Below are 20,966 nucleotides of genomic sequence, written 5' to 3' on the forward strand. Positions count from 1 at the left end.
CGTCCGGCGCCGGTTCTTCCGTTTCAGGCAAGCAGCTCGCGCAGCGCCGCGACGAGTGCATCGCATTCGGCGTCGGTGCCGACGGTGATGCGCAGATGCTGGTCGATCCGCGGCAGCCGGAAGTGCCGCACGAAAATTTCCCGTTCCTTCAGTTTGGCCGCAATCGCGCCCGCATCGTGCGCGGGATGGCGCGCGAACACGAAATTCGCGGCCGACGGCACGACGTCGAAGCCGAGCGCGTCGAGCGCGTGCGTGAGCCGCGTCCGGCTGTCGATCACGCGCCGGCAGGTCGCGTCGAAATAGTCGGTGTCCTCGTATGCGGCCTGCGCGGCAACCTGCGCGAGCCGGTCGAGCGGATAGGAGTTGAAGCTGTCCTTCACGCGGTTCAGCGCGTCGATCAGCGCCGCATCGCCGAACGCGAAGCCGACGCGCATGCCCGCGAGCGAGCGCGCCTTCGACGTCGTGTGCACGACGAGCAGGTTCGGATGGCGGTCGATCAGCGTAATCGCCGACTGCGCGCCGAAATCGACATAGGCCTCGTCGATCACGACGACCGACGACGGATTCGCGGCCGCGATCCGCTCGACGTCCGCGAGCGGCAGCGCGCGCCCGGTCGGCGCATTCGGGTTCGGAAACAGCACGCCGCCGGCGTCGTCGAGATAGTCGTCGACGCGGATCGAGAAATCGTCCGCGAGCGGCACGACCGTGGTCTCGACGCCGTACAGGCGCGCGTAGGTCGGATAGAAGCTGTATGTGATGTCGGGAAAGCGCAGCGGCCGGTCGTGCTTGAGCAGCGCCTGGAACGTGTGCGCGAGCACCTCGTCGGAGCCGTTGCCGACGAACACCTGTTCGGGCCTGATGCGGTGATGGGCCGCGATCGTCTCGCGCAGCGCGCGCGCGACCGGATCCGGATAACGGCGCAGCGTGTCGCCGGTCTCGCCGAGTTCGCGTGCGATCGCCGCGACGACGCGCGGCGACGGCGGATAGGGATTCTCGTTGGTGTTCAGCTTGACGGGGTGCGCGAGCGCGGGCTGTTCGCCCGGCACGTAAGGCACGAGTTGCTGAACGACGTCGCTCCAGTAACGGCTCACCGCTGGCTCCTGTCGGGCAAAACGACGAGATTACCGCATGTGCGCGTCACGGTGGGGAGGGCGGTACCGCCCGGCGACGCCGGACGGCCCGATGCACCGGGCCGGTGCGACGCGGTCAGTTGCGATGCAGTTGCATCGTCGCGCGGTCGAGTTCGCCCTTGACGACCATCGGCATCACGGCGAGCGCGCGTTCGATCGACGCGTCGATCACGTCCTGTTCCTCGCGGCGCGGCGGCTTCAGCACGAAGTTCGCGACGTCGGGCTTCGCGCCGGCGCGCGCGCCTTCCGGAATCAGGTCGCGCGGATGGCCGATGCCGATCCGCAGCCGCCAGTAATGCTGCGTCGACAGGTGCGCGGAGATGTCCTTGAGGCCGTTGTGGCCGCCGCTGCCGCCGCCGAGCTTCAGCTTCACGGTGCCGGGCGGCAGGTCGAGCTCGTCGTGTGCGACGAGGATCTGGTCGGGCAGGATCTTGAAGAATTGCGCGAGCGCGACGACCGACTGGCCGGAGCGGTTCATGTAGGTCTGCGGCTCGAGCAGGTGGACTTCCTCGCCGTGCAGGCGCGCTTTCGCGTAGAAGCCGTGGAAGCGGCGCTCGTCGCGCAGCGTCGTGCCTGTTTCGCGGGCGAGCTGGTCGATCAGCCAGAAGCCGGCGTTGTGGCGCGTCGCGGTGTATTCCGCCCCGGGATTGCCGAGGCCGACGATCAGTTTGATCATGACGTTTCGAAGGCGGCGGCTGCCGCCTGGGCGCAGAAAAAGAAAAACCCGCCGGGCAAGCCGCGGCGGGTTGCGTCGACCGTTTCGTGAAACGGATCGATTGGGCGCGTAGGCAGCCGCTTAGGCAGCCGGCGTTTCGCCTTCGCCTGCTGCGTCCGACACGGCACCGGCCGGGACCGTCGCCGATGCGACAACCGGGTTTTCCGCGTCGATGTGCGCGACCAGCGCGACGCCGTTCGGCAGCGTGATGTCCTTCGCGTGCAGCGACTGACCGGCTTCGATCTTCGACAGGTCGACTTCGAGGAACTCCGGCAGGGCAGCCGGCAGGCACTCGATTTCGATTTCCGTCGCGACGTGCGAAACGATCGCGCTCGACAGCTTCACGGCCGGGCTGACTTCGGCGTTCAGGAAGTGCAGCGGCACCTTCGTGTGCAGCTTCTTCTTCGCGTCAACGCGCTGGAAGTCCACGTGCAGCACCAGTTGCTTGAACGGGTGGTATTGCACGTCGCGCAGCAGAACCTGTTGCGACTGGCCGGCCACTTCGAGGTCGAGGATCGACGAGTGGAAGGCTTCCTTCTTCAGGGCGTGCCACAGGGCGTTGTGATCGAGTTCGATCTTTTGCGGGGCGGCTTCGCCACCGTAAACGATACCCGTGGTCTTACCAGCGTTGCGCAGGCGGCGGCTCGCACCCGTACCTTGCTCTTGGCGCTCGAAAGCGACGACTTTCATGTGATTCTCCAATAGCTGCCCGCGACCAGGCAGTAAAACGGGGCCGTCAAACGGTGGCCCCCGATGAAACGGCCGGGGTTTCGTCTATCCCGTCCGATTGTGCAAAAAGCGAAGCGTTGCCGCTTCGCTTTCTGCGCATGCTTTGTTGCGTCGACTCGCGATCAGGATTCCGCGAACAGCGACATCACCGAATCGCCGCGGCGGATCCGCGAGAACGTCTCGGCCAGCAGGCTCGCGCTCGTCAGCGAGCGGATCTTCGAGCACGCCAGCGATTCGGCCGACAGCGGGATCGTATCGGTGACAACCAGCTCGTCGAGTGCCGATGCGGCGATGCGATCGGCGGCGCCGCCCGACAGCACGGGGTGCGTCGCGTACGCGAACACCTGCTTCGCACCGCGATCCTTCAGCACTTGCGCGGCCTTGCAGAGCGTGCCGGCCGTATCGACCATGTCGTCCATGATCACGCAGGTGCGGCCTTCGACTTCACCGATGATGTTCATCACCTCGGCGATGTTCGCCTTCGGACGACGCTTGTCGATGATCGCGAGATCGCAGTTGAGCTGCTTCGCGAGTGCGCGGGCACGCACCACGCCGCCGACGTCCGGCGACACGACGAGCAGATCCGAGTAGTTCTGCTTGCGCAGGTCACCCAGCAGAATCGGCGTGGCGTAGATGTTGTCGACCGGGATGTCGAAGAAGCCCTGAATCTGGTCGGCGTGCAGATCCATCGTGATGATCCGCTCGACGCCGGCGATTTCCAGCATGTTCGCGACGACCTTCGCCGAGATCGCGACGCGCGCCGAACGCGGGCGGCGATCCTGACGGGCGTAGCCGAAGTAGGGGATGGCAGCAGTGATCCGGCCGGCGGATGCGCGCTTGAGCGCATCGACCATGATCATCAGTTCCATCAGGTTGTCGTTCGCCGGCGCGCACGTGGATTGCAGGACGAAGACGTCCTTGCCACGTACGTTTTCCTGGATCTCGACCTGGATCTCGCCGTCGGAGAAACGGCTGACCATCGCTTTGCCGAGGGGAATTCCAAGAATGTTGACGACTTCCTGGGCGAGCGCGGGATTCGCGTTGCCAGTAAAAACCATCAGGCCGTCATGGCTGCTCATCGTGCACCTGCTTCAGGCTTAGGCGGGAAATGCGGGAAAATTTTGGCAGGGGAGGAAGGACTCGAACCCTCGCATGCCGGAATCAAAATCCGGTGCCTTGACCAACTTGGCGACTCCCCTACACTTAACTGATAACTTCACCGGACTTGTGTAGGCCATCCGGCAAAGTAAAACTTCATGACGCGAAAGCGAAGAGCGGATGCTCGTTCAGGCTCTCGGCAACTGCGCCGTTCCAACTGGCGGGCAGCCTGGCTTTCGCCGCTTCTGCCTCGTGCTTGCTGCGAAACACTGCAAACACGCTTGCTCCGGAGCCGGTCATCCTCGCGGGGGTCACATCATACAACCATTTGACCACCTGCGCAACTTCCGCGTACTTACTTGTCACAACCTGCTGCATGTCGTTCCGGCCGAAGCTGTCTGGCCATCCCGCATCGCTGTTTTGCTGTGCAAGAAAGTCAGCAATTGTGACGGGCTTCGAATCTCTTGTCAACAACTCATCTGAAAATATTTCAGCGGTCGGGACATGAACGCGTGGCGTCACAACCAAGAACCAGCGAGTCGGCAATTCTACCTCAGCTAATTCTTCTCCGATACCCTCTGCGAACGCATTTTTTCCAAAAATAAAAAACGGGACGTCTGCGCCGAGTTTGACCGCGAGTGACTGGAGTTCCGTGCGCGGCAGGTCGAGTTGCCACAGGCGGTTCAGCGCGAGCAGCGTCGTCGCTGCGTCGGAGCTGCCGCCGCCGAGGCCGGCACCCATCGGCAGGCATTTGTCGATCTCGATGTCGACACCGAACGCGGTGCCCGTGTACGCCTTCAGCAGGTTGGCCGCGCGTACGACGAGATCGCTTTCCTCGGGCACGCCGGGCACGTCGGTGACGCGCGCGACGCGACCGTCGTCGCGCAGCGTGAAGTGCAGCGTGTCACCCCAGTTCAGCAACTGGAACACGCTCTGCAGATCGTGATAACCGTTCGGGCGACGGCCGGTGATGTGCAGGAACAGGTTGAGTTTCGCGGGCGCAAGGCAGTTGCGCAGCGAGCGGGTCGAATCGGTCATGCGTATGTCGGAGCTAGGCGCACGTGCTTACTGATCGAGCACGAGCTTGATGTCGAGCGGCGGTGTCGCACGCACGAGGTTGACGCGTTTGACGCCCGTGGCCGGGGCGTCCGCGTAGGCAAGGTAGTCGATCGTCCAGCCGTCCTGGCGGATCTGCTTGACGCGCGTGCCGTCGGCCGGATCGCGCACCGTCTCCGCGGGCGTCGCGGGCGCGGGCGTCGGCTGCAGCCAGTAGCGCAGGCCCGCGAGCGGCAGTGCGAAGCCGAGGGTTCGCTGCATCAGGTCGCCGACGTCCGCCGCGTATTGCGTCGGACGGTTCGGCAACTCGAGCGACGCCGCCTGCGGTGTCGATTTCACGACCGCGAGCGTCTGGCCGAGCGGGCTGCGCAGTTCGAGCGATACGTCGTCGCCATGCTCCTGCCAGTCGAAGTTGCCGTACACGTTCTGCTGCTTGCCGAGACGGTCGTCGTACTGCACCGCGAAGCGGCCATGGTAAGCGTGCGTCGCGGCGGTCTGCAGCGCCGCGCCTGCCGGCCCGCTGGCCGACGGCGGCGTGCTCGCGCAGCCGGCGAGCGCGAACGCCGCGCCGGCCGCGGCCAGCGTGCGCTGCGCGCGGGAGGACAGGGAAAGCATCGGGAACATCTGCATCAGAGGCCGTTGATCTGGAGGCGTTTCAGCGTCTGCACGAGCGTGTCGTTGTCGGGCTCGAGCTTCTGCGCCGCACGCCACGCGGAACGCGCGTCGTCCTGCGCGCCGCTCTTCCACAGCACTTCGCCGAGATGCGCGCCGATTTCGGCGTTCGGCTGCAGTTCGTACGCGCGCTGCAGGACTTTCGCCGCGCCGGCCGTATCGCCCATCCGGTACTTCACCCAGCCGAGGCTGTCCATGATGTACGCGTCGTTCGGCGCGAGCGTCATCGCCTTGTCGATCAGCTTGCTGGCTTCGGGCAGGCGCTGGTTGCGGTCGGCGAGCGAATAGCCGAGCGCGTTGTATGCCTGCGGATTGTCGGGCTGCGTGCGGATCAGCTCACGCAACTGCTTTTCCATCGTCGTGTAGTGGCCGGTCTTTTCCGCCGCCATCGCGTAGTCGTAGCGCAGGTCGGGATCGTCGGGGAAGTCCTGGACCGCCTGCCCGAGCCGTGCCTCGGCTTCCGGATAGCGCTTCGCGGTGAACAGGATCGACGCGTCGGTGCGCGCAACCACGGCCGCGTCGCGCGGGTCTGTGATCGGCAGGTTGTCGAGCACCTTGCGCGCCTCGTCGGTCTTGCCCTGTTTCTGCAGCAACTGCGCGCGCGTGATCTGCGCGGGGAGATAGTGCTGGCTCGTCTGGTCGACCCTGTCGAGCCATTGCGACGCCTGCGCGTCGTTGTCCTGGTCGATCGCGATTTGCGCGAGGTAGATATAGCCCTGGCCGACGTCGAGGTTCGGCTGCTTGTCGCCGAGCTGCACGTACTGCTTCAGGTAGACGGTCGCTTCGTCGAGCTTCTTCTGCTGGATCCTGATCAGCGCGAGCGCCATCAGCGGCGTCGGATCCTTCGAGTCGAGCTTGCGCATCGTCTCGAACTGCTTCTGCGCGTCGTCGAGGCGATCGTCGGCGAGATAGAGCTGCGACAGCGCGAGCCGCGCGTCGCGCGACTTCGGATTCTGCTGAACATATTTCTCGAACGACGCGATGCCCGCCGCGCGTTCCGCCGGCCCCATCTGCGACAGCATCAGCGCCGCCGGCAGGTAGTCGGGGCGGAGCTGCAGCGCCTGCTTCAGCGACCGCGCGGCGCCTTCCTTGTCGTCGACCGCGAGCTGTTGCCGCGCGATCGCGAGCTGCGCCTCGGGCCGGTTCATGTCGTTCTTCAGCATGTCCTTCAGCACCGCGAGGCCGCCGACGCGGTCGGAGCCGCGCACGAGCAATGCCTGCAGCGCGAGGATCGCGGGGCCGCGCGTCTCGCCGGTCGCGCGGGCCAGCTCGCGCGCGAGCATCGGCTGCGCGTCGGCCGGCTTGCCGGCGAGCACCAGCAGCGCGGCGTCGACCTGCGACGCGCGGTTCGAGTCCGGCGCGTACTGGCGCCACAGGTTCGCGGCGGACAGCGCGTCGGCCGGGCTCTGCGCGCCGAGCGCGATCTCGGTCGCGCGCTGCGCCATGCGCGGATCGCGCGTGTCGCGGGCCAGCGCGAGGTAGGTCTGGTACGCCGGCGCCGGCTGGTTGCGCTGGAGCGCGACCTCGGCGGCGAGCACCTGGTAGACGATCTGGCTCGTCAGCGGGACGCCGGGGAGATTCTTCTGCTCGTCCGGCATCACATGCTCGAACGCACCCTGCGGCTCCGCGTCGTCCGATGCCGGATCCTGCGCGTGAGCCGGGAAGGCGGTGAGGGTCCAGGCGGCAAACAGCGCGGCGCCGAGTGTACGGCGGACCGGGAAGGCGCGCACGCCGCGCGCGGCGGCGGGGCGCTTCTGAAGCAGCGTCGAGGGCAAGGTCATGGAAATCCGTTCGATGTTTCAACCGATTGTAACGCGCTCGCTACAATACACGCACGATCGTGATAGGGTCTGTTTACATATGGAACGCACATGCGAATGCCCGAAATCGCCCGCATGGCAAGAAGCGAGGAGTGCCGTTTGGCGAGCCAAACAAGCGACGAGCGACGCCGCCATGCGGGCGATTTCGGGCATTCCCGTAACATGAATTTTTTAATTTGGGGTTGCCACGAGAACGGCCGCTCGCCGCGTTGCGCTCCTTGGCGATACGTCAGTATTCGCGGCGTCGCGCGCCTCGCGAGCGGCCGTTCTCGTGGCAACGCATGCGCGTTCCATATGTAAACAGACCCTAGTCTCAGACCCGCAAAACATGCCAGAGTTGCCAGAAGTCGAAGTCACGCGCCGGGGCATCGAGCCCTTTGTCGCGGGCCGCCGTGTCGAGCGTGTCGACGTCCGTACCGCGATGCTGCGCTGGCCCGTGCCGGCGGGGCTCGCCGAGCAGTTGCGCGCGCGCGAAGTGCTCGCCGTCGAACGTCGCGGCAAGTACCTGCTGTTCGAGGTCGACGCGGGCTGGTTCATCGTCCATCTCGGCATGACGGGCACGCTGCGCGTGCTACCCGCGGCCGGCGTGCCGGTCGCCGCGAAGCACGACCACATCGACTGGATCTTCGACGAATTCGTGCTGCGGTTTCGCGATCCGCGCCGCTTCGGCGCCGTGCTGTGGCACCCGCGCGAAGCGGGCGACGTGCATGCGCATCCGCTCCTCGCGAGCCTCGGCGTCGAGCCGTTCTCGCCGGCGTTCACCGGCGCGCTGCTGCACGCGCGCACGCGCGGCCGCACGGTGTCGGTCAAGCAGGCGCTGCTCGCGGGCGACATGGTTGTCGGCGTCGGCAACATCTATGCGTCGGAGAGCCTGTTTCGCGCCGGCATCCGGCCGACGACGGCCGCCGGCAAGGTCTCGCTGCCGCGCTACGAGCGGCTGGCCGATGCGGTGCGCGCGACCCTCGCGGATGCGATCGAGCGCGGCGGCAGCACGTTGCGCGACTTTGTCGGCAGCAACGGCGAAAGCGGCTATTTCCAGCTCGACTGCTTCGTCTACGACCGTGCCGGCCAGCCTTGCCGCGTATGCGGCACGCCGATCCGCCAGATCGTGCAGGGTCAGCGGTCGACCTATTTCTGCCCGACCTGCCAGCGTTGAAACCCTTTTCCACGATTAGATAACTTGAAGCCGCCCCGCATCGCCCCCGCTCCGTTTCCCGTCACGCCGCTGCATCGCACGTTCGCCACGCGCCTGGTCGCGTGGCAGCGCGAGCACGGCCGTCACGACCTGCCGTGGCAGAACACCCGCGATCCGTACCGGATCTGGCTGTCGGAAATCATGCTGCAACAGACGCAGGTGTCGACCGTCATCCCGTATTACACGCGCTTTCTCGAACGCTTCCCTGACGTCGCCGTGCTCGCGGCCGCGCCGAACGACGACGTGATGGCGCTGTGGGCGGGGCTCGGCTACTACTCGCGTGCACGCAACCTGCACCGCTGCGCGCAGGTCGTCGTCGCCGAGCACGGCGGCGCGTTTCCGGCGACGCCCGACGCGCTGGCCGAACTGCCCGGCATCGGCCGCTCGACGGCCGCGGCGATCGCGTCGTTCGCCTACGGCGCGCGCGCGACGATCCTCGACGGCAACGTGAAGCGCGTGCTCGCGCGGGTGTTCGGCGTCGAGGGCTTTCCCGGCGAGAAGCGCGTGGAGAACGACATGTGGGCGCTCGCCGAATCGCTGCTGCCCGACGCCGCGAACGCGGCCGACGTGAGCGCATATACGCAGGGCCTGATGGATCTCGGCGCGACGCTGTGCGTGCGCGGCAAGCCCGATTGCGCGCGTTGCCCGTTCGCGGGCGACTGCGTCGCGCAATCGACGGGCCGCCAGCGCGAACTGCCGGCCGCGCGGCCGAAGAAGGCCGTGCCGACGCGCAAGACCTGGATGCTCGTGCTGCGCGATGGCGACGCCGTGCTGCTCGAGCGCCGGCCGCCGGCCGGCATCTGGGGCGGCCTGTGGAGCCTGCCGCAAGCGGACGGCGACGCCGCGCTCGCGGAACTCGCGCGCGGCTTCGGCGGCGGCGGCCCCGTGCCGCTCGCGCCGCTCACGCACACGTTCACGCATTTCCGGCTCGAGATCGAGCCTCGACTGAGCGACATGGCGGACGGCGGCGGCCTGCCGTCGCACGCGCGGGATGCCGAGACCGCATGGGTGCCGCTGAGCCGGCTCGATGCGTACGGCGTGCCGGCGCCCGTGCGCAAGTTGCTCGACGCACTGAGCGGGCCGCTGCTGTAACGAAAGGGGAAGGGCGCGGCGCGGGCCGCGCGCTCAAGAGAACGCCGGGCCGTCCCGGGTTGTTTGCCCCGAAGGCAGTCCCTTCAGGGCGCGCTTACAGCCAGCCGTGCCGGTCGAGCACGTGATGCACGGCGTCGATGCGTGCGCCGACGTCCGGAAACTCCATCAGCTTTTGCCGCGCTCGCAGGTCGAGCGGCAGCAGTTCCGCGAGGCGGTTCGACACCCAGCTCGGATCGTCGAGGCGGAACGGTTCGCCGAACGGCAGCTTGCCGGGCTCGGATTTCTTAAGCGCGTCGATGATGCGCTCGAGCACCTCGGCGCACGAGCCGAACTGCGCGAGCGTCTGTTCGCCTTCGAGCGGGATGTCGTCGGGCAGCGGCTCCGCGATGCCGACCAGCAGCCCGTTGCCTTCGACGCGATACGACAGCAGTTCGAAACGCTGCGTGCCGACGGCTTGCAGATACAGCATCCCGAATTCGCCGGTATCGCACTCGGTGATGCGCGCCATGCAGCCGATGGTCTCGGGCACCGACACGGCGCCGTCCTGTGCGACTTCGGGCCCGCTCTTCAGCAGGCATACGCCGAACGGCGCGTTGTCGCGCAGGCACGCGCGAGACATGTCGAGATAGCGCGCCTCGAACACCTTGAGCGGGAGCAGGCCCCCCGGAAACAGCACCGTGTGCAGCGGAAACAGCGGCAGGTCGATCAGGGTGGTCGATAGGGAGGACATGGCGCGCTGAAGAAGGGGCGGGTGTCGCTAGGGTCGGTCGACCTCGGAGACGAGCCGCGACGACGCGTCGACATCCACTGGCGCGTCACGATGCCGCACGATCACGTTCGCCTCGTGCGCGAGGCGCGCGGCGAGCGTTTCCGCGATGAACACCGAGCGATGCTGGCCGCCGGTGCAGCCTATGGCGACGGTCAGGTAGCTGCGGTTGTCATCGCGGAAGTGCGGCAGCCATTTCATCAGGAACGCATGGATGTCGTCGATCATCTGGTGGACGATCGGCAGTGCGTCGAGAAAGGCGATGACCGGCTGGTCGAGCCCGGTGAGCGGGCGCAACTCGTGGTCGTAGTACGGATTCGGCAGCGCGCGCACGTCGAACATCAGGTCGGCGTCGAGCGGTACGCCGCGCTTGAAGCCGAACGACTCGAACATCACCATCAGGTCGTTGTTCTTCTGCTCGATGAAGCGCTTGACCCACGTGCGCAGCACGTTCGCGCGCAGCGTACTCGTATCGACCTGGTGGCCGAACTCGGCGAGCGGCGCGACGAGGTCGCGTTCGCGCTCGATCGCTTCCTCGAGCGACGACAGCAGGCCGACGTCCGCATCGTGCGACAGCGAACCGGACAGCGGATGGCGGCGGCGCGTTTCGGAGAAGCGCTGGATCAGCGCCTGGGTGCTCGCGTTGAGGAACAGCACGCGCACGTCGTGCTCGCGCGACAGTTCCCGGATCAGGCCGGGCATTTCGTCGAGCGATGCGCTCGAGCGCGCGTCGATCGCGACCGCGAGCCGGCGCTGGCCGTCCTCCGCGAGGTAGCGGGCGAGTTCGGGGAGCACATGCGGCGGCAGGTTGTCGACGCAGTAGTAGCCTGCGTCTTCGAGCGCGTTCAGCGCGACGGACTTGCCTGAGCCGGAGATGCCGGTGATTAGGACGATGCGCATGGGAAGCAGAGAATCCTGACGTTTCATCATAGCACCGGCTCGACGCGTCGGCGTTGCGCGGCCGGCGCGTGCGGGTTACACCAGCTTGCCGGGGAACTGACTGTCGGGATCTTGCATCGCGAGTCGTTGCCGATCCATGAAATCGCGCAACGTGTCGATTCCGCGCAACTGCAGGATCGTGTTCCGGACGGCAGCCTCGACGAGCACCGCGAGGTTGCGGCCGGCCGCGACCTGGATCGTGACCTTGCTGATCGGCAAACCGAGTACGTCGACGGTCTGGCTTTCCAGCGGCAGGCGCTGGAATTCGCCGTCGGGGCGCCGCACGAGCTGGACGATCAGCTTCAGCTTCATTTTCCGCCGCACGGCGGTCTCGCCGAAGATCGTCTTGATGTCGAGCAGGCCGAGGCCGCGCACTTCGAGCAGGTTTTGCAGCAGCGGCGGGCAGCGCCCTTCGACGAAATCGGGGCCAAGACGGACGAAATCGACCGCGTCGTCGGCGACGAGGCCGTGGCCGCGGCTGATCAGCTCGAGGCCGAGTTCGCTCTTGCCGAGGCCCGAGTCGCCGGTCAGCAGCACGCCCATCCCGAGGATGTCGATGAACACGCCGTGCAGCGTCGCGCGCGGCGCGAGGATGCGCGACATGTAGAGCCGCAGGCTGTCGATTACCGCGGCGGCCGACATCGGCGTCGTGAACAGCGGGGTAGACGAGCGCGTGCAGCGCAGCACGAGTTCGGGCGGCGCCGCGGCGCCGCCGGCGACGACGAGGAACGGCGGTTCGAGGGCGATCAGCTCGGCCATGTGGCGCGAGCGGTCTTCGTCGGTCTGGCGCTGGTAGTAGTCGATTTCGGCTTCGCCCAGCACCTGGATCCGGTTCGGGTGGATCAGGTTCAGGTGGCCGACGAGGTCGGCGCTCGACGTCGCGTTGCCGACCGTGTCGGCCGAAAAGCCGCGTTCCCAGCCTTCATGCCCCGTCAGCCAGCTCAGCTTCAGCGTGGCCGCGTTGTCGTCGAAGATGCTCTGGGCGTTGATGCTGGACGTATCCATGACTCCATCACTCCAATGGGCCGGTGCATGCGCGCGGCGACGGACGTCGCCATGCCGGGCCGGCGCCGGGCGGCCCTGGACGGCGGCGTGCGCCGCCTCGTACGGGAAAATATTCCGCCCGGATCAACTCAAGGTTGCCACTGAGTGAGCAGGCGATGCAACTCGGCGATATCCGTTTCGTTGTGCAGACGCTCGCGCGCGTCGCGATCGGACAGCAGTTGCGCGATTTCCGACAGGATTTCGAGGTGCTGCTGGGTGGCTTGCTCGGGGACGAGCAGGAAAATCAGGAGGCCGACCGGCTGGCCGTCGGGCGCTTCGAACGGGATCGCGTCGGCAAGCCGGACGAACGCGGCGAGCGGGTGCTTGAGACCCTTGATGCGCCCGTGCGGAATCGCGACGCCCTCGCCGAGCCCGGTCGAGCCGAGGCGCTCGCGCGCGAACAGGTTGTCCGTGACGGTGCTGCGGGCGATGCCGTTCTGATTCTCGAACATCAGCCCGGCTTGTTCGAACACGCGTTTCTTGCTGGTGACTGAGAGGTCGATGACGACGTTCTCTATGGGCAGGATTTTGGCTAGGCGATTCATGTTGGCAGGCGATTGGGCGGCCTGGGGTCTCCTTGCGGCGGCAGACTGATTTTCCATGTTCAGGCGATATCAAGGCGTTTGGCATCGGCAACCTGCAACGCAGCTACCGCACCCAACGCCCCCCGGCGATAACCGGAACATTATAGAGCACAGCCGCGCGCGTGGCGCAGCATGGACGGACCGGTCGCACCACGGGCGCGGAGTCGCAAAAAAAACGCCCGGCGAACCGGGCGGCGTGCGTGTTGCGGTGACGGTTACTGCGGCGGCAGTTCGATCTGGTCGATCGACGGTTGAAGCTTGATCGGGTCGTGCGCGTGCGTTTGCAGGCGCTCCATGTGCTTGACGACCTGGCGATCCAGCTTGTCGATCAGCAGATCGATCGCCGCGTACAGGTTGCCGTTCGCGCTTTCGACGAAGATGTCCTTGCCCTTCAGGTGCAGGTTGATTTCCGCGCGCTGCTGCTTGTCCTTTTCCTTGTGATTGTCGACCGAGAGGATCACAGTGCCATCGATCACCTGATCGCTATGCCGTAGCACCCTGTCCAGCTTGGTGATCACGTATTCGCGAATTGCAGGCGTGACTTCGAGATGATGTCCACTGATCTTCAGGTTCATAGTGCTTCTCCAAGCGAGTGACCACCCGGCCGCATCGAGGCGGCGCTCCGGTCGACTTGCCCGTGCCGCACGAGGCGGCATATCGCGGACAGGTCGCCCGGCCTGTTCCCCGTGTGCGCGGTGGCCGGAACACGCCTGCCGCCGGGCAGGCAGCAGGCTAAAGAGACTTGCGCAGATTCACTGCCGGGATCTTGAGGGCTTCGCGATATTTGGCAACCGTGCGGCGCGCGACCACGAAACCCTGTTCTGCCAGCAGCTCGGCAATGCGGCTGTCCGAAAGTGGCGATTTTGGGTCTTCAGCTCCTATCAGTTGCTTGATGAGGGCTCGGATGGCGGTCGACGAGGCGGCGCCACCGGTGTCGGTCGAAACGTGAGATCCGAAGAAGTACTTAAATTCAAGCGTCCCGAACGGGGTCAGCATGTACTTCCCGGTTGTCACACGGCTGACAGTCGACTCGTGTAGGCCCAGCGTATCAGCTATTTCCCGCAAAACCAAGGGGCGCATGGCAATTTCACCGTGCGCAAAGAAATTCTTCTGACGCTCGACAATAGCCTGCGCGACACGCAGGATCGTGTCGAAACGCTGCTGAATGTTCTTGATCAGCCAGCGTGCTTCCTGAAGCTGCTGCTTCAGCGAACCAGCCGACGGATCGCCGCGGCTGTTGCGCAGGATGTTCGCGTAGAGGTTGTTGATCCGCAGGCGCGGCACGACCTCCGGATTGAGCTCCGCGAGCCATCCCTGGCCGGCCTTCTTCACGAAGATGTCGGGCACGACGTAGTCGGCCTCGGCCTTGCCGTACGCGGCGCCGGGGAACGGCTCCAGCGAGCGGATCAGCGCGTGCGCGTCGCGCAGCGCGTCGTCGCTCGCCTTCAGGTGCTTGCGCAACCGCGTGAAATCGCGTGCGGCGAGCAGTTCGAGATGCTGCGACACGATCTCGAGCGCGAGCGTACGCGTCGGGGACGGATCGAGGCGCAGCAACTGCAGCTTCAGGCATTCGGATGCCGAGCGGGCGCCGACCCCGGCCGGGTCGAAGCTGTGCAGCAGCGCGAGCGCCGCATTCAGTTCGTCGCAGTCGATCTCCAGCTCGGACGGCAGGTCGGCGAGCACTTCGTCGAGCGTGGCGGTCAGGTAGCCGTCGTCGTCGAGCGATTCGATCAGGAACATCACGAGCGCACGATCGCGCGGGCCGGCCTGCGTGACGCGCAACTGCGCGGACAGGTGGTCGCGCAGCGACGTCGCGGCTTCCTGCACCTGCAGCGGCGGGAGGTCGTCGTCGTCGGACGCGCCGCTCGAGCGGCCGAATTCGTCGAGATTCCATTGCGGGCCGTCGTTGCCGTCGCCGGACGCATAATCGTATTCGTCGGCGCCGGCCGGCTCGTCGCGCTCCGCGCGATCGCTCGACGAGCTGCTGCCGTTCGACACGGCCGGCTCGGTGTTCTGTGCGGGCGGCGTCTGCGCGATCAGCGATCCGTCCGACGCGACGCGCAGCGGGCTCGCGATCCACTCGTCGTCGTTCTCGAGCAGCGGGTTCTGCGCGACGGCCATCGCGACTTCCTGCTGCAATTCGAGCGTCGACAACTGCAGGAGCCGGATCGACTGCTGTAGCTGGGGCGTCAGCGCCAGATGTTGCGACAGGCGGAGTTGAAGGCTGGCTTTCATGGCAAGGAGGGAGTCATACCGGCAGTTTGCCACGACCCAGGCGCGTTGAGCCATCCGCGATTACGCGCGGCGCGCCGCCCGGTCGCGGGCATGGCCGCGAAGCGGGGCACGGCCCCGCGCGGCGATGCCGGGCGGGGTGCAGCCAGCCACGAGGAGGAGGTTACATGCGGAAGTGTTCGCCGAGGTACACGCGGCGGACGCTTTCGTTTTCGATGATTTCGCTCGGCGCGCCGGCGGCGAGCACCGAGCCGTCGCTGATGATATACGCGTGGTCGCAGATGCCGAGCGTTTCGCGGACGTTGTGATCGGTAATCAGCACGCCGATGTTGCGCTGCTTCAGGAACTTGACGATCTTCTGGATCTCGAGCACCGCGATCGGATCGACGCCGGCGAACGGTTCGTCGAGCAGGATGAAGTTCGGGTTGGTCGCGAGCGCGCGCGCAATTTCGACCCGGCGTCGTTCGCCGCCCGACAGCGACAGGGCGGGGTTCTCGCGCAGGTGGCCGATCTGCAGCTCGTCGAGCAGCGCTTCGGTGCGCGATGAAATCGCGTCCTTCGACAGCCGCTTGCCGTCTTCGCCGAATTGCAGCTCGAGCACCGCGCGGATGTTTTCCTCGACGGTCAGCTTGCGGAACACGGACGCTTCCTGCGGCAGGTACGACAGGCCGAGCGACGCGCGCTTGTGGATCGGCAGCAGGCTGATCGAGCTGCCGTTCAGCGAGATCTCGCCCGCGTCGAGCGGCACGAGGCCGACGATCATGTAGAACGATGTGGTCTTGCCGGCGCCGTTCGGGCCGAGCAGCCCGACGACTTCGCCGCTCTTCACGTCGAGCGACACGTCCTTGACGACCGTGCGCGAGCCGTAGCGCTTCTTCAGGTTGCGGACGACGAGCGAGCTCGTGGTGCCGGCCGGCTGGCGGTTCGGTAGCGCGTTCATTGGCCCGGCGCTCCCTGGATCGTGGTCGACGGCGACAACTTCGCCGGTGCACCGTTCAGCGGCGCGGGGCCGCCGTTCTTCGGCGACAGCATCGCGCGCACGCGGCCGTTCGGGTTGCCCGGCGCCGCGACGTCCTTGCCGCCCTTCGCGGTGTAGAAGTCGCGCTGGCCGTCGTACGTGATCACGCTGCCGTGCACGGTGTCGGCGATCGTCGACGTGCCCTGCAGGCGGCGTACGGTTGCGGCTGTCGTCAGCGTGGTCAGGTCCTGCTTGCCGTCGTAGTCGATGCGCTCGGCGTCGCCGTCGATGTATTCGTCGAGGCCTTCGCGCTTCTGGCGGAACGTCGCGTGCTTCTTGCCGCTGCCGAACGACGTCGCGTACTGATAGCCTTCCGGATCCTGGCGCACTTCGACGCGATCGCCCTTGATGATGATCGTGCCCTTCGTGATCACGACGTTGCCGGTCGCGACCGTGACCTGCTTCAGGTCGTCATAGGTCAGGTTGTCGGCCTCGACGTTGATCGGCTTGTTCTGGTCGGCCTTCTCGGCATGGGCGAGCGGCGCCAGCCCGATCAGCGGGAGCGCCACGAGCGTCGCGGCGAGCGCGGCGCGGACGGCGCGCGCAGCGCCGCCGGAATTCTGTCGAGGGAACGGTTCGTTCATGCAGTCACGTGAGGGAAGCGTCACTTGGGTTGACCTTTCGAGCCGCCGGACGTGTCCGCCGCGGCGATCGTGCCGCGCACGTTGCCGTAAAGCTCGATGACCCGGGTGACGTTGTTGTACTTCATGCCGTCGGTCGCGTTGACGAGCGACAGGCCGCGCTGAAGTTTAACCGGCTTTTCGGTCTGGATCACATCGTCATTGACGAAGATCCGGAAATGCTGGGAATCGGCCTGCATCTGCGGATCGCCGCCGCCGGCCGCGCGCAGGATGCGCGCGTTGTCGTACAAATCGACGATCGACACGTCGCCGTTGACGGTGCCGCGCTTGGCGGTGGTGGTCACGACCGGCTTGCCGGGCTGGAATGCGCGCATGGCCGGATCGGTCAGGTCGCTGTTTTCGGTGTCTTCGTAATGGATCAGCTTCGCGGCCGTCAGCCGGTACTGGGTCGTGCCGGACTGGTCGAGCTCGGTGACCGAGAAATTGTCCGCGAAGTAGTCGGGCGTATGGCGCTTCGGCTGCACGGTGCCTTCGCCCGGCGGCGGCAGCGTCGCCTGCAGCAGCCACCAGGTGATGCCCGCGAGCGCGGCGACCGCGACGAGCGGCAGCAACTGGGTCCAGCGGAAATGCGTGTTCATCCGTCAGGCTCCGCAGGCGGCCGCGAGCAGCGCGTCGTAGCGGCGCTGCGCGCGCAGGATCGCGTCGCAGACTTCGCGCACGGCGCCGTGGCCGCCGCGGGCCTCGGCCACCCAGTGCGCGCGGGCGATCACGTCGGGGTGCGCGTTCGCGGGCGCGGTCGCGAAGCCGCAGCGCAGCATCACCGGCAGGTCGGGCCAGTCGTCGCCCATGTAGCCGCACGCGTCGGCGGTGAGGCCGAGCGATGCGATGAGGTCGGCGAACACCGTGAGCTTGTTCTCGACGCCCTGGAACAGGTGCGCGATCTTCATTTCCTTCGCACGCGCCGCGACGATCTCCGAGCGGCGGCCCGTGATGATCGCGGTCGCGATGCCGGCTTCGCCGAGCAGCTTCACGCCGTGGCCGTCGAGCGAATTGAACGACTTCATCGCGTCGCCGGCCGCGGTAAACAGCAGGCCGCCGTCGGTCAGTACGCCGTCGACGTCGAAAATCATCAGCTTCACGCGGCTCGCGCGTTCGGCCGCAGTCAGCGCTGCGCTCATCAGATCACCTTCTTCGAAAACAGGTCGTGCATGTTCAGCGCGCCGATCAGCGCGCCGTCGGCATCGACCACCAGCATCTGGTTGATCCGGTGGCGCTCCATCAGTTCCACGGCCTCGACCGCCAGGTGATCCGGCGCGATCGTGCGCGGGTCGCGCGTCATCACGTCGGTGATCGGCAGCGTGCGGAAGTCGCCGCCGAGCGCGAGCACGCGGCGCAGGTCGCCGTCGGTGAAGATGCCCGCGACCTTGCCGTCGGCGTCGACCACGGCGGTCATGCCCAGGCGCTTCGCGGTGATCTGGAACAGTGCGTCCGACAGCGTCGCGTCGAGCCCGACGGACGGGACATCGTCGCCCGAGCGCATCACGTCGCGCACATAAGTGAGCAGGCGCCGGCCGAGCGCGCCGCCCGGGTGCGAGCGCGCGAAATCTTCCGAACCGAAGCCGCGCGCGTCGAGCACGGCGACGGCGAGCGCGTCGCCGAGCGCGAGCGCGGCGGTCGTGCTCGCGGTGGGCGCGAGGTTCAGCGGGCACGCTTCCTTCGCGACCGCGGCGTTCAGGTTCACGTCGGCGAGCGTGCCGAGGCTCGACCCCGCGCGGCCCGTGATCGCGATCAGCTTCGCGCCGATCCGCTTGACGAGCGGCAGGATCGCGACGAGCTCTTCCGATTCGCCGGAATAGGAGATGCCGATGAAGACGTCGTCGGAGGTGACCATCCCGAGGTCGCCGTGGCTGGCTTCGGCAGGGTGGACGAAGAAGGCCGGCGTGCCGGTGCTGGCCAGCGTTGCTGCGATCTTGCGGGCAATATGCCCCGATTTGCCGATGCCGGACACCACCACGCGGCCGCGGCAGCCGAGCAGCAGCGCGACGGCCTGGACGAAGCCTCCGTCGATCTGGTCGCGCAGCGCGCGCACGGCGTCCGCCTCGATGTCGAGCACTTCGCGGGCGAGCGCGAGCGCCCGATCATCATTGATTTTCGCTATCATGCGCGGAGTATAGCAAAGGCGTTTGTTCGCCGCGCCGGCCCCTCGGACTCGTCCGACGTCGCCTATCCCACGCTACGCCACCGTGCCCGCTTTGCGGTGGCCCCGACGAACGAGGACGCTTTGCCCGTGATTTCCCCGCTCGAAATGACGCTCCTGCTGCTGCTGGCTTCGGTAGTGGGTGTTGTCGTGTTCCGTTCGATGAACCTCCCGCCGATGCTTGGCTACCTGACCGTCGGCATCGTGGTCGGCCCGCATGCGCTCGGGATCGCGGCGGATCTCGAACGGGCCGAGCATCTCGCGGAATTCGGCGTGGTGTTCCTGATGTTCTCGATCGGCCTCGAATTCTCGCTGGCGAAGCTGAGGGCGATGCAGCGGCTCGTGTTCGGGCTCGGGCTGCTGCAGGTCGTCGCGACGCTGGTACTCGCGCTCGTGCTCGGCGCGCTGTTCGAGCGCTGGGTGCACATCACATGGCAGGGCAGCATCGCGCTTGGCGGCGCGCTCGCGATGTCGTCGACGGCGATCGTGTCGAAGATGCTCGCCGAGCGGCTCGAGATCGAGACCGAGCACGGCCGCAACATCTTCGGCGTGCTGCTGTTCCAGGATCTCGCGGTAGTGCCGCTGCTGATCGTGATCGCCGCGTTCGGCGCCGAATCGTCGAAGGACCTCGCGCTGACGCTCGGCTTCGCGGCGGTCAAGATCGTGATCGCGCTCACGCTGCTGCTGGTCATCGGCCAGCGCTTCATGACGCGCTGGCTCAACGTCGTCGCGCGGCGCCGCTCGCAGGAACTGTTCGTGCTGAACCTGCTGCTCGTCACGCTCGGCGCCGCGTTCATCACCGACAAGTTCGGCCTGTCGCTCGCGCTCGGCGCGTTCATCGCGGGGATGCTGATTTCCGAGACGCCGTTCCGCCATCAGGTGGAGGAGGACATCAAGCCGTTCCGCGACGTGCTGCTCGGCCTGTTCTTCGTGACGACGGGGATGCTGCTCGATCCGCGCGTGATCTGGGAGCATCCGCTGCTCGTGCTCGGCTTCTTCGTCGGGCAGATCCTGTTCAAGGGGACGATGATCGCGGGGCTCGCGCGGCTGTTCGGCGCGACGCCGGGCGTCGCGATGCGCACGGGCATCGGCCTCGCGCAGGCCGGCGAATTCGGCTTCGTGCTGCTGAACCTGATCCTCGACCGGCATCTCGTCGATTCGACGCTGCTGCAGGCGATCCTCGCGTCGATGCTGCTGTCGATGCTCGCCGCGCCGTTCCTGATCCAGAACGCCGACCGGATCGTGATGCGGCTGTCGTCGACCGAATGGATGCAGCAGTCGCTGCAGATGACGCGGATCGCGACGCAAAGCCTGAAGCAGCGCGGCCACGTGATCATCTGCGGCTACGGCCGCGCGGGCCAGAACCTGGCGCGGATGCTCGAACAGGAAGGCATTTCGTATGTCGCGCTCGACCTCGATCCCGATCGCGTGAGCGCGGCCGCGGCGGCCGGCGAATCGGTCGTGTTCGGCGACGCGGCGCGCCGCGAGTCGTTGCTCGCGGCCGGTATCCACCGCGCGGCGGCCGTTGCGATCACCTATGCGAACACGCCGTCCGCGCTGCGCGTGCTGCACCACGTGCACGAGCTCGAACCGACGCTGCCGGCGATCGTGCGCACCGTCGACGATGCCGATCTCGAGAAGCTGCTCGCGGCCGGCGCGACCGAAGTGATTCCGGAGATCGTCGAAGGCAGCCTGATGCTCGCGTCGCATACGCTGGTGCTGGTCGGCGTGCCGATGCGCAAGGTCGTGCGGCGCGTCGAGGAAATGCGCGACGAGCGCTACAGCCTGCTGCGCGGCTATTTCCGCGGCGCGGACGACGCGGACGACGACGACCATGAGCAGGTGCGGCTACAATCGGTGCCGGTCGATGCGCGCGCGGACGCGGTCGGTCGCACGCTGGAGGAACTCGGGCTGTATGCGCTCGGGCTGGAAGTCACGGCGATCCGCCGGCACGGCATCCGCGGTGTCGAACCCGATCCGCAGACCAAGCTGCGCGCGAGCGACATCGTCGTGCTGCGCGGGCTGCCCGAGGCGCTCGCGCTCGCGGAGGAGCGGTTGTCGCGCCATCGGCGCGATCCGCCGGCCGCAGCCGCTTGAG

At 66.8% G+C, this 20,966-nt stretch carries 21 protein-coding genes and 1 tRNA gene; 3 read left to right on the forward strand and 19 right to left on the reverse strand.

What is annotated here, in order from left to right; translation table 11 throughout:
* Positions 1 to 23: 23 nt before the first annotated feature.
* From hisC to JYG32_RS16545, 8 genes are all read right to left on the reverse strand, one after another.
* Positions 24 to 1,091 carry a histidinol-phosphate transaminase gene (hisC, locus tag JYG32_RS16510; protein WP_213264120.1) on the reverse strand — a complete coding sequence of 356 codons (1,068 nt, stop codon included), beginning with the start codon at positions 1,089 to 1,091 and terminating at the stop codon, positions 24 to 26.
* A gap of 115 nt (positions 1,092 to 1,206) precedes the next feature.
* On the reverse strand, positions 1,207 to 1,806 hold the full coding sequence (gene pth / locus JYG32_RS16515) for an aminoacyl-tRNA hydrolase (protein WP_174382933.1): 600 nt from the start codon (positions 1,804 to 1,806) through the stop codon (positions 1,207 to 1,209).
* Between the two features lie 120 nt (positions 1,807 to 1,926).
* Positions 1,927 to 2,535: a 50S ribosomal protein L25/general stress protein Ctc gene (locus JYG32_RS16520; protein ID WP_174382932.1), complete on the reverse strand. Its 609-nt coding sequence runs from the start codon at positions 2,533 to 2,535 to the stop codon at positions 1,927 to 1,929.
* A gap of 161 nt (positions 2,536 to 2,696) precedes the next feature.
* On the reverse strand, positions 2,697 to 3,653 hold the full coding sequence (locus JYG32_RS16525; protein WP_174382931.1) for a ribose-phosphate pyrophosphokinase: 957 nt from the start codon (positions 3,651 to 3,653) through the stop codon (positions 2,697 to 2,699).
* A 43-nt stretch (positions 3,654 to 3,696) separates the two neighbouring features.
* Positions 3,697 to 3,773: transfer RNA gene (locus tag JYG32_RS16530), tRNA-Gln, on the reverse strand.
* A gap of 55 nt (positions 3,774 to 3,828) precedes the next feature.
* Positions 3,829 to 4,710 carry a 4-(cytidine 5'-diphospho)-2-C-methyl-D-erythritol kinase gene (ispE, locus tag JYG32_RS16535; RefSeq protein ID WP_213264121.1) on the reverse strand — a complete coding sequence of 294 codons (882 nt, stop codon included), beginning with the start codon at positions 4,708 to 4,710 and terminating at the stop codon, positions 3,829 to 3,831.
* 27 nt (positions 4,711 to 4,737) lie between these two features.
* Positions 4,738 to 5,358, reverse strand: a complete 621-nt coding sequence (gene lolB / locus JYG32_RS16540; RefSeq protein ID WP_174382929.1) for a lipoprotein insertase outer membrane protein LolB — start codon at positions 5,356 to 5,358, stop codon at positions 4,738 to 4,740.
* On the reverse strand, positions 5,358 to 7,181 hold the full coding sequence (locus JYG32_RS16545; protein WP_213264122.1) for a tetratricopeptide repeat protein: 1,824 nt from the start codon (positions 7,179 to 7,181) through the stop codon (positions 5,358 to 5,360). Before JYG32_RS16545 ends, lolB begins: the two co-directional genes overlap by 1 nt.
* 367 nt (positions 7,182 to 7,548) lie before the next feature.
* On the opposite strand from JYG32_RS16545, the gene mutM reads away from it, so the two are divergent.
* Complete coding sequence (gene mutM, locus JYG32_RS16550; RefSeq protein ID WP_048246970.1) at positions 7,549 to 8,376, forward strand: bifunctional DNA-formamidopyrimidine glycosylase/DNA-(apurinic or apyrimidinic site) lyase; 828 nt, start codon at positions 7,549 to 7,551, stop codon at positions 8,374 to 8,376.
* A 24-nt stretch (positions 8,377 to 8,400) separates the two neighbouring features.
* The gene (gene mutY / locus JYG32_RS16555; protein WP_213264123.1) at positions 8,401 to 9,507 is read left to right on the forward strand and encodes an A/G-specific adenine glycosylase; all 1,107 of its coding nucleotides are present in this window, start codon (positions 8,401 to 8,403) and stop codon (positions 9,505 to 9,507) included.
* Positions 9,508 to 9,601: 94 nt separating this feature from the next.
* Here the strand turns inward: mutY and JYG32_RS16560 are convergent, their stop codons facing one another.
* From JYG32_RS16560 to kdsD, 11 genes are all read right to left on the reverse strand, one after another.
* Positions 9,602 to 10,237, reverse strand: a complete 636-nt coding sequence (locus JYG32_RS16560; protein WP_174382772.1) for an LON peptidase substrate-binding domain-containing protein — start codon at positions 10,235 to 10,237, stop codon at positions 9,602 to 9,604.
* Between the two features lie 27 nt (positions 10,238 to 10,264).
* Positions 10,265 to 11,173 (reverse strand): RNase adapter RapZ, encoded by a 909-nt coding sequence (gene rapZ / locus JYG32_RS16565; RefSeq protein ID WP_213264124.1) that lies wholly within the window; start codon positions 11,171 to 11,173, stop codon positions 10,265 to 10,267.
* Positions 11,174 to 11,248: 75 nt separating this feature from the next.
* Positions 11,249 to 12,217, reverse strand: a complete 969-nt coding sequence (hprK, locus tag JYG32_RS16570; RefSeq protein ID WP_011353227.1) for an HPr(Ser) kinase/phosphatase — start codon at positions 12,215 to 12,217, stop codon at positions 11,249 to 11,251.
* A 128-nt stretch (positions 12,218 to 12,345) separates the two neighbouring features.
* A complete protein-coding gene (locus JYG32_RS16575; RefSeq protein ID WP_034195643.1) occupies positions 12,346 to 12,858 on the reverse strand; it encodes a PTS sugar transporter subunit IIA in 513 nt (170 codons plus the stop codon).
* A gap of 197 nt (positions 12,859 to 13,055) precedes the next feature.
* The gene (hpf, locus tag JYG32_RS16580) at positions 13,056 to 13,415 is read right to left on the reverse strand and encodes a ribosome hibernation-promoting factor, HPF/YfiA family (RefSeq protein WP_006477786.1); all 360 of its coding nucleotides are present in this window, start codon (positions 13,413 to 13,415) and stop codon (positions 13,056 to 13,058) included.
* Positions 13,416 to 13,572: 157 nt separating this feature from the next.
* Positions 13,573 to 15,075, reverse strand: coding sequence for an RNA polymerase factor sigma-54 (locus tag JYG32_RS16585; RefSeq protein WP_174382774.1), 1,503 nt, complete (start codon positions 15,073 to 15,075; stop codon positions 13,573 to 13,575).
* Positions 15,076 to 15,235: 160 nt separating this feature from the next.
* Positions 15,236 to 16,012 carry an LPS export ABC transporter ATP-binding protein gene (lptB, locus tag JYG32_RS16590; RefSeq protein WP_174382775.1) on the reverse strand — a complete coding sequence of 259 codons (777 nt, stop codon included), beginning with the start codon at positions 16,010 to 16,012 and terminating at the stop codon, positions 15,236 to 15,238.
* Positions 16,009 to 16,674, reverse strand: a complete 666-nt coding sequence (lptA, locus tag JYG32_RS16595; protein WP_069747016.1) for a lipopolysaccharide transport periplasmic protein LptA — start codon at positions 16,672 to 16,674, stop codon at positions 16,009 to 16,011. The genes lptB and lptA overlap by 4 nt, the downstream gene beginning before the upstream one ends.
* A gap of 20 nt (positions 16,675 to 16,694) precedes the next feature.
* Positions 16,695 to 17,309: an LPS export ABC transporter periplasmic protein LptC gene (lptC, locus tag JYG32_RS16600; RefSeq protein WP_174382776.1), complete on the reverse strand. Its 615-nt coding sequence runs from the start codon at positions 17,307 to 17,309 to the stop codon at positions 16,695 to 16,697.
* A 3-nt stretch (positions 17,310 to 17,312) separates the two neighbouring features.
* A complete protein-coding gene (locus JYG32_RS16605; protein WP_174382777.1) occupies positions 17,313 to 17,849 on the reverse strand; it encodes a KdsC family phosphatase in 537 nt (178 codons plus the stop codon).
* Positions 17,849 to 18,832: an arabinose 5-phosphate isomerase KdsD gene (gene kdsD / locus JYG32_RS16610; protein ID WP_174382778.1), complete on the reverse strand. Its 984-nt coding sequence runs from the start codon at positions 18,830 to 18,832 to the stop codon at positions 17,849 to 17,851. Before kdsD ends, JYG32_RS16605 begins: the two co-directional genes overlap by 1 nt.
* A 126-nt stretch (positions 18,833 to 18,958) precedes the next feature.
* On the opposite strand from kdsD, the gene JYG32_RS16615 reads away from it, so the two are divergent.
* Entirely contained in the window at positions 18,959 to 20,965 is a 2,007-nt protein-coding gene (locus JYG32_RS16615) for a monovalent cation:proton antiporter family protein (RefSeq protein ID WP_174382779.1), read from the forward strand.
* Position 20,966 lies beyond the last annotated feature (1 nt).

The organism is Burkholderia pyrrocinia (assembly GCF_018417535.1).
Taxonomy (GTDB): domain Bacteria; phylum Pseudomonadota; class Gammaproteobacteria; order Burkholderiales; family Burkholderiaceae; genus Burkholderia; species Burkholderia pyrrocinia_E.

What these genes read in the sequence shown, in the direction of transcription:
- JYG32_RS16575 (WP_034195643.1), bottom strand. Translation starts at nt 12,858, where the DNA reads ATGGAAAATCAGTCTGCCGCCGCAAGGAGACCCCAGGCCGCCCAATCG.
- mutM (WP_048246970.1), top strand. Translation starts at nt 7,549, where the DNA reads ATGCCAGAGTTGCCAGAAGTCGAAGTCACGCGCCGGGGCATCGAGCCC.
- JYG32_RS16520 (WP_174382932.1), bottom strand. Translation starts at nt 2,535, where the DNA reads ATGAAAGTCGTCGCTTTCGAGCGCCAAGAGCAAGGTACGGGTGCGAGC.
- hprK (WP_011353227.1), bottom strand. Translation starts at nt 12,217, where the DNA reads ATGGATACGTCCAGCATCAACGCCCAGAGCATCTTCGACGACAACGCG.
- JYG32_RS16525 (WP_174382931.1), bottom strand. Translation starts at nt 3,653, where the DNA reads ATGAGCAGCCATGACGGCCTGATGGTTTTTACTGGCAACGCGAATCCC.
- hpf (WP_006477786.1), bottom strand. Translation starts at nt 13,415, where the DNA reads ATGAACCTGAAGATCAGTGGACATCATCTCGAAGTCACGCCTGCAATT.
- lolB (WP_174382929.1), bottom strand. Translation starts at nt 5,358, where the DNA reads ATGCAGATGTTCCCGATGCTTTCCCTGTCCTCCCGCGCGCAGCGCACG.
- rapZ (WP_213264124.1), bottom strand. Translation starts at nt 11,173, where the DNA reads ATGCGCATCGTCCTAATCACCGGCATCTCCGGCTCAGGCAAGTCCGTC.
- JYG32_RS16545 (WP_213264122.1), bottom strand. Translation starts at nt 7,181, where the DNA reads ATGACCTTGCCCTCGACGCTGCTTCAGAAGCGCCCCGCCGCCGCGCGC.
- JYG32_RS16605 (WP_174382777.1), bottom strand. Translation starts at nt 17,849, where the DNA reads ATGAGCGCAGCGCTGACTGCGGCCGAACGCGCGAGCCGCGTGAAGCTG.
- lptA (WP_069747016.1), bottom strand. Translation starts at nt 16,674, where the DNA reads ATGAACGAACCGTTCCCTCGACAGAATTCCGGCGGCGCTGCGCGCGCC.
- kdsD (WP_174382778.1), bottom strand. Translation starts at nt 18,832, where the DNA reads ATGATAGCGAAAATCAATGATGATCGGGCGCTCGCGCTCGCCCGCGAA.
- pth (WP_174382933.1), bottom strand. Translation starts at nt 1,806, where the DNA reads ATGATCAAACTGATCGTCGGCCTCGGCAATCCCGGGGCGGAATACACC.
- JYG32_RS16585 (WP_174382774.1), bottom strand. Translation starts at nt 15,075, where the DNA reads ATGAAAGCCAGCCTTCAACTCCGCCTGTCGCAACATCTGGCGCTGACG.
- lptB (WP_174382775.1), bottom strand. Translation starts at nt 16,012, where the DNA reads ATGAACGCGCTACCGAACCGCCAGCCGGCCGGCACCACGAGCTCGCTC.
- lptC (WP_174382776.1), bottom strand. Translation starts at nt 17,309, where the DNA reads ATGAACACGCATTTCCGCTGGACCCAGTTGCTGCCGCTCGTCGCGGTC.
- JYG32_RS16560 (WP_174382772.1), bottom strand. Translation starts at nt 10,237, where the DNA reads ATGTCCTCCCTATCGACCACCCTGATCGACCTGCCGCTGTTTCCGCTG.
- ispE (WP_213264121.1), bottom strand. Translation starts at nt 4,710, where the DNA reads ATGACCGATTCGACCCGCTCGCTGCGCAACTGCCTTGCGCCCGCGAAA.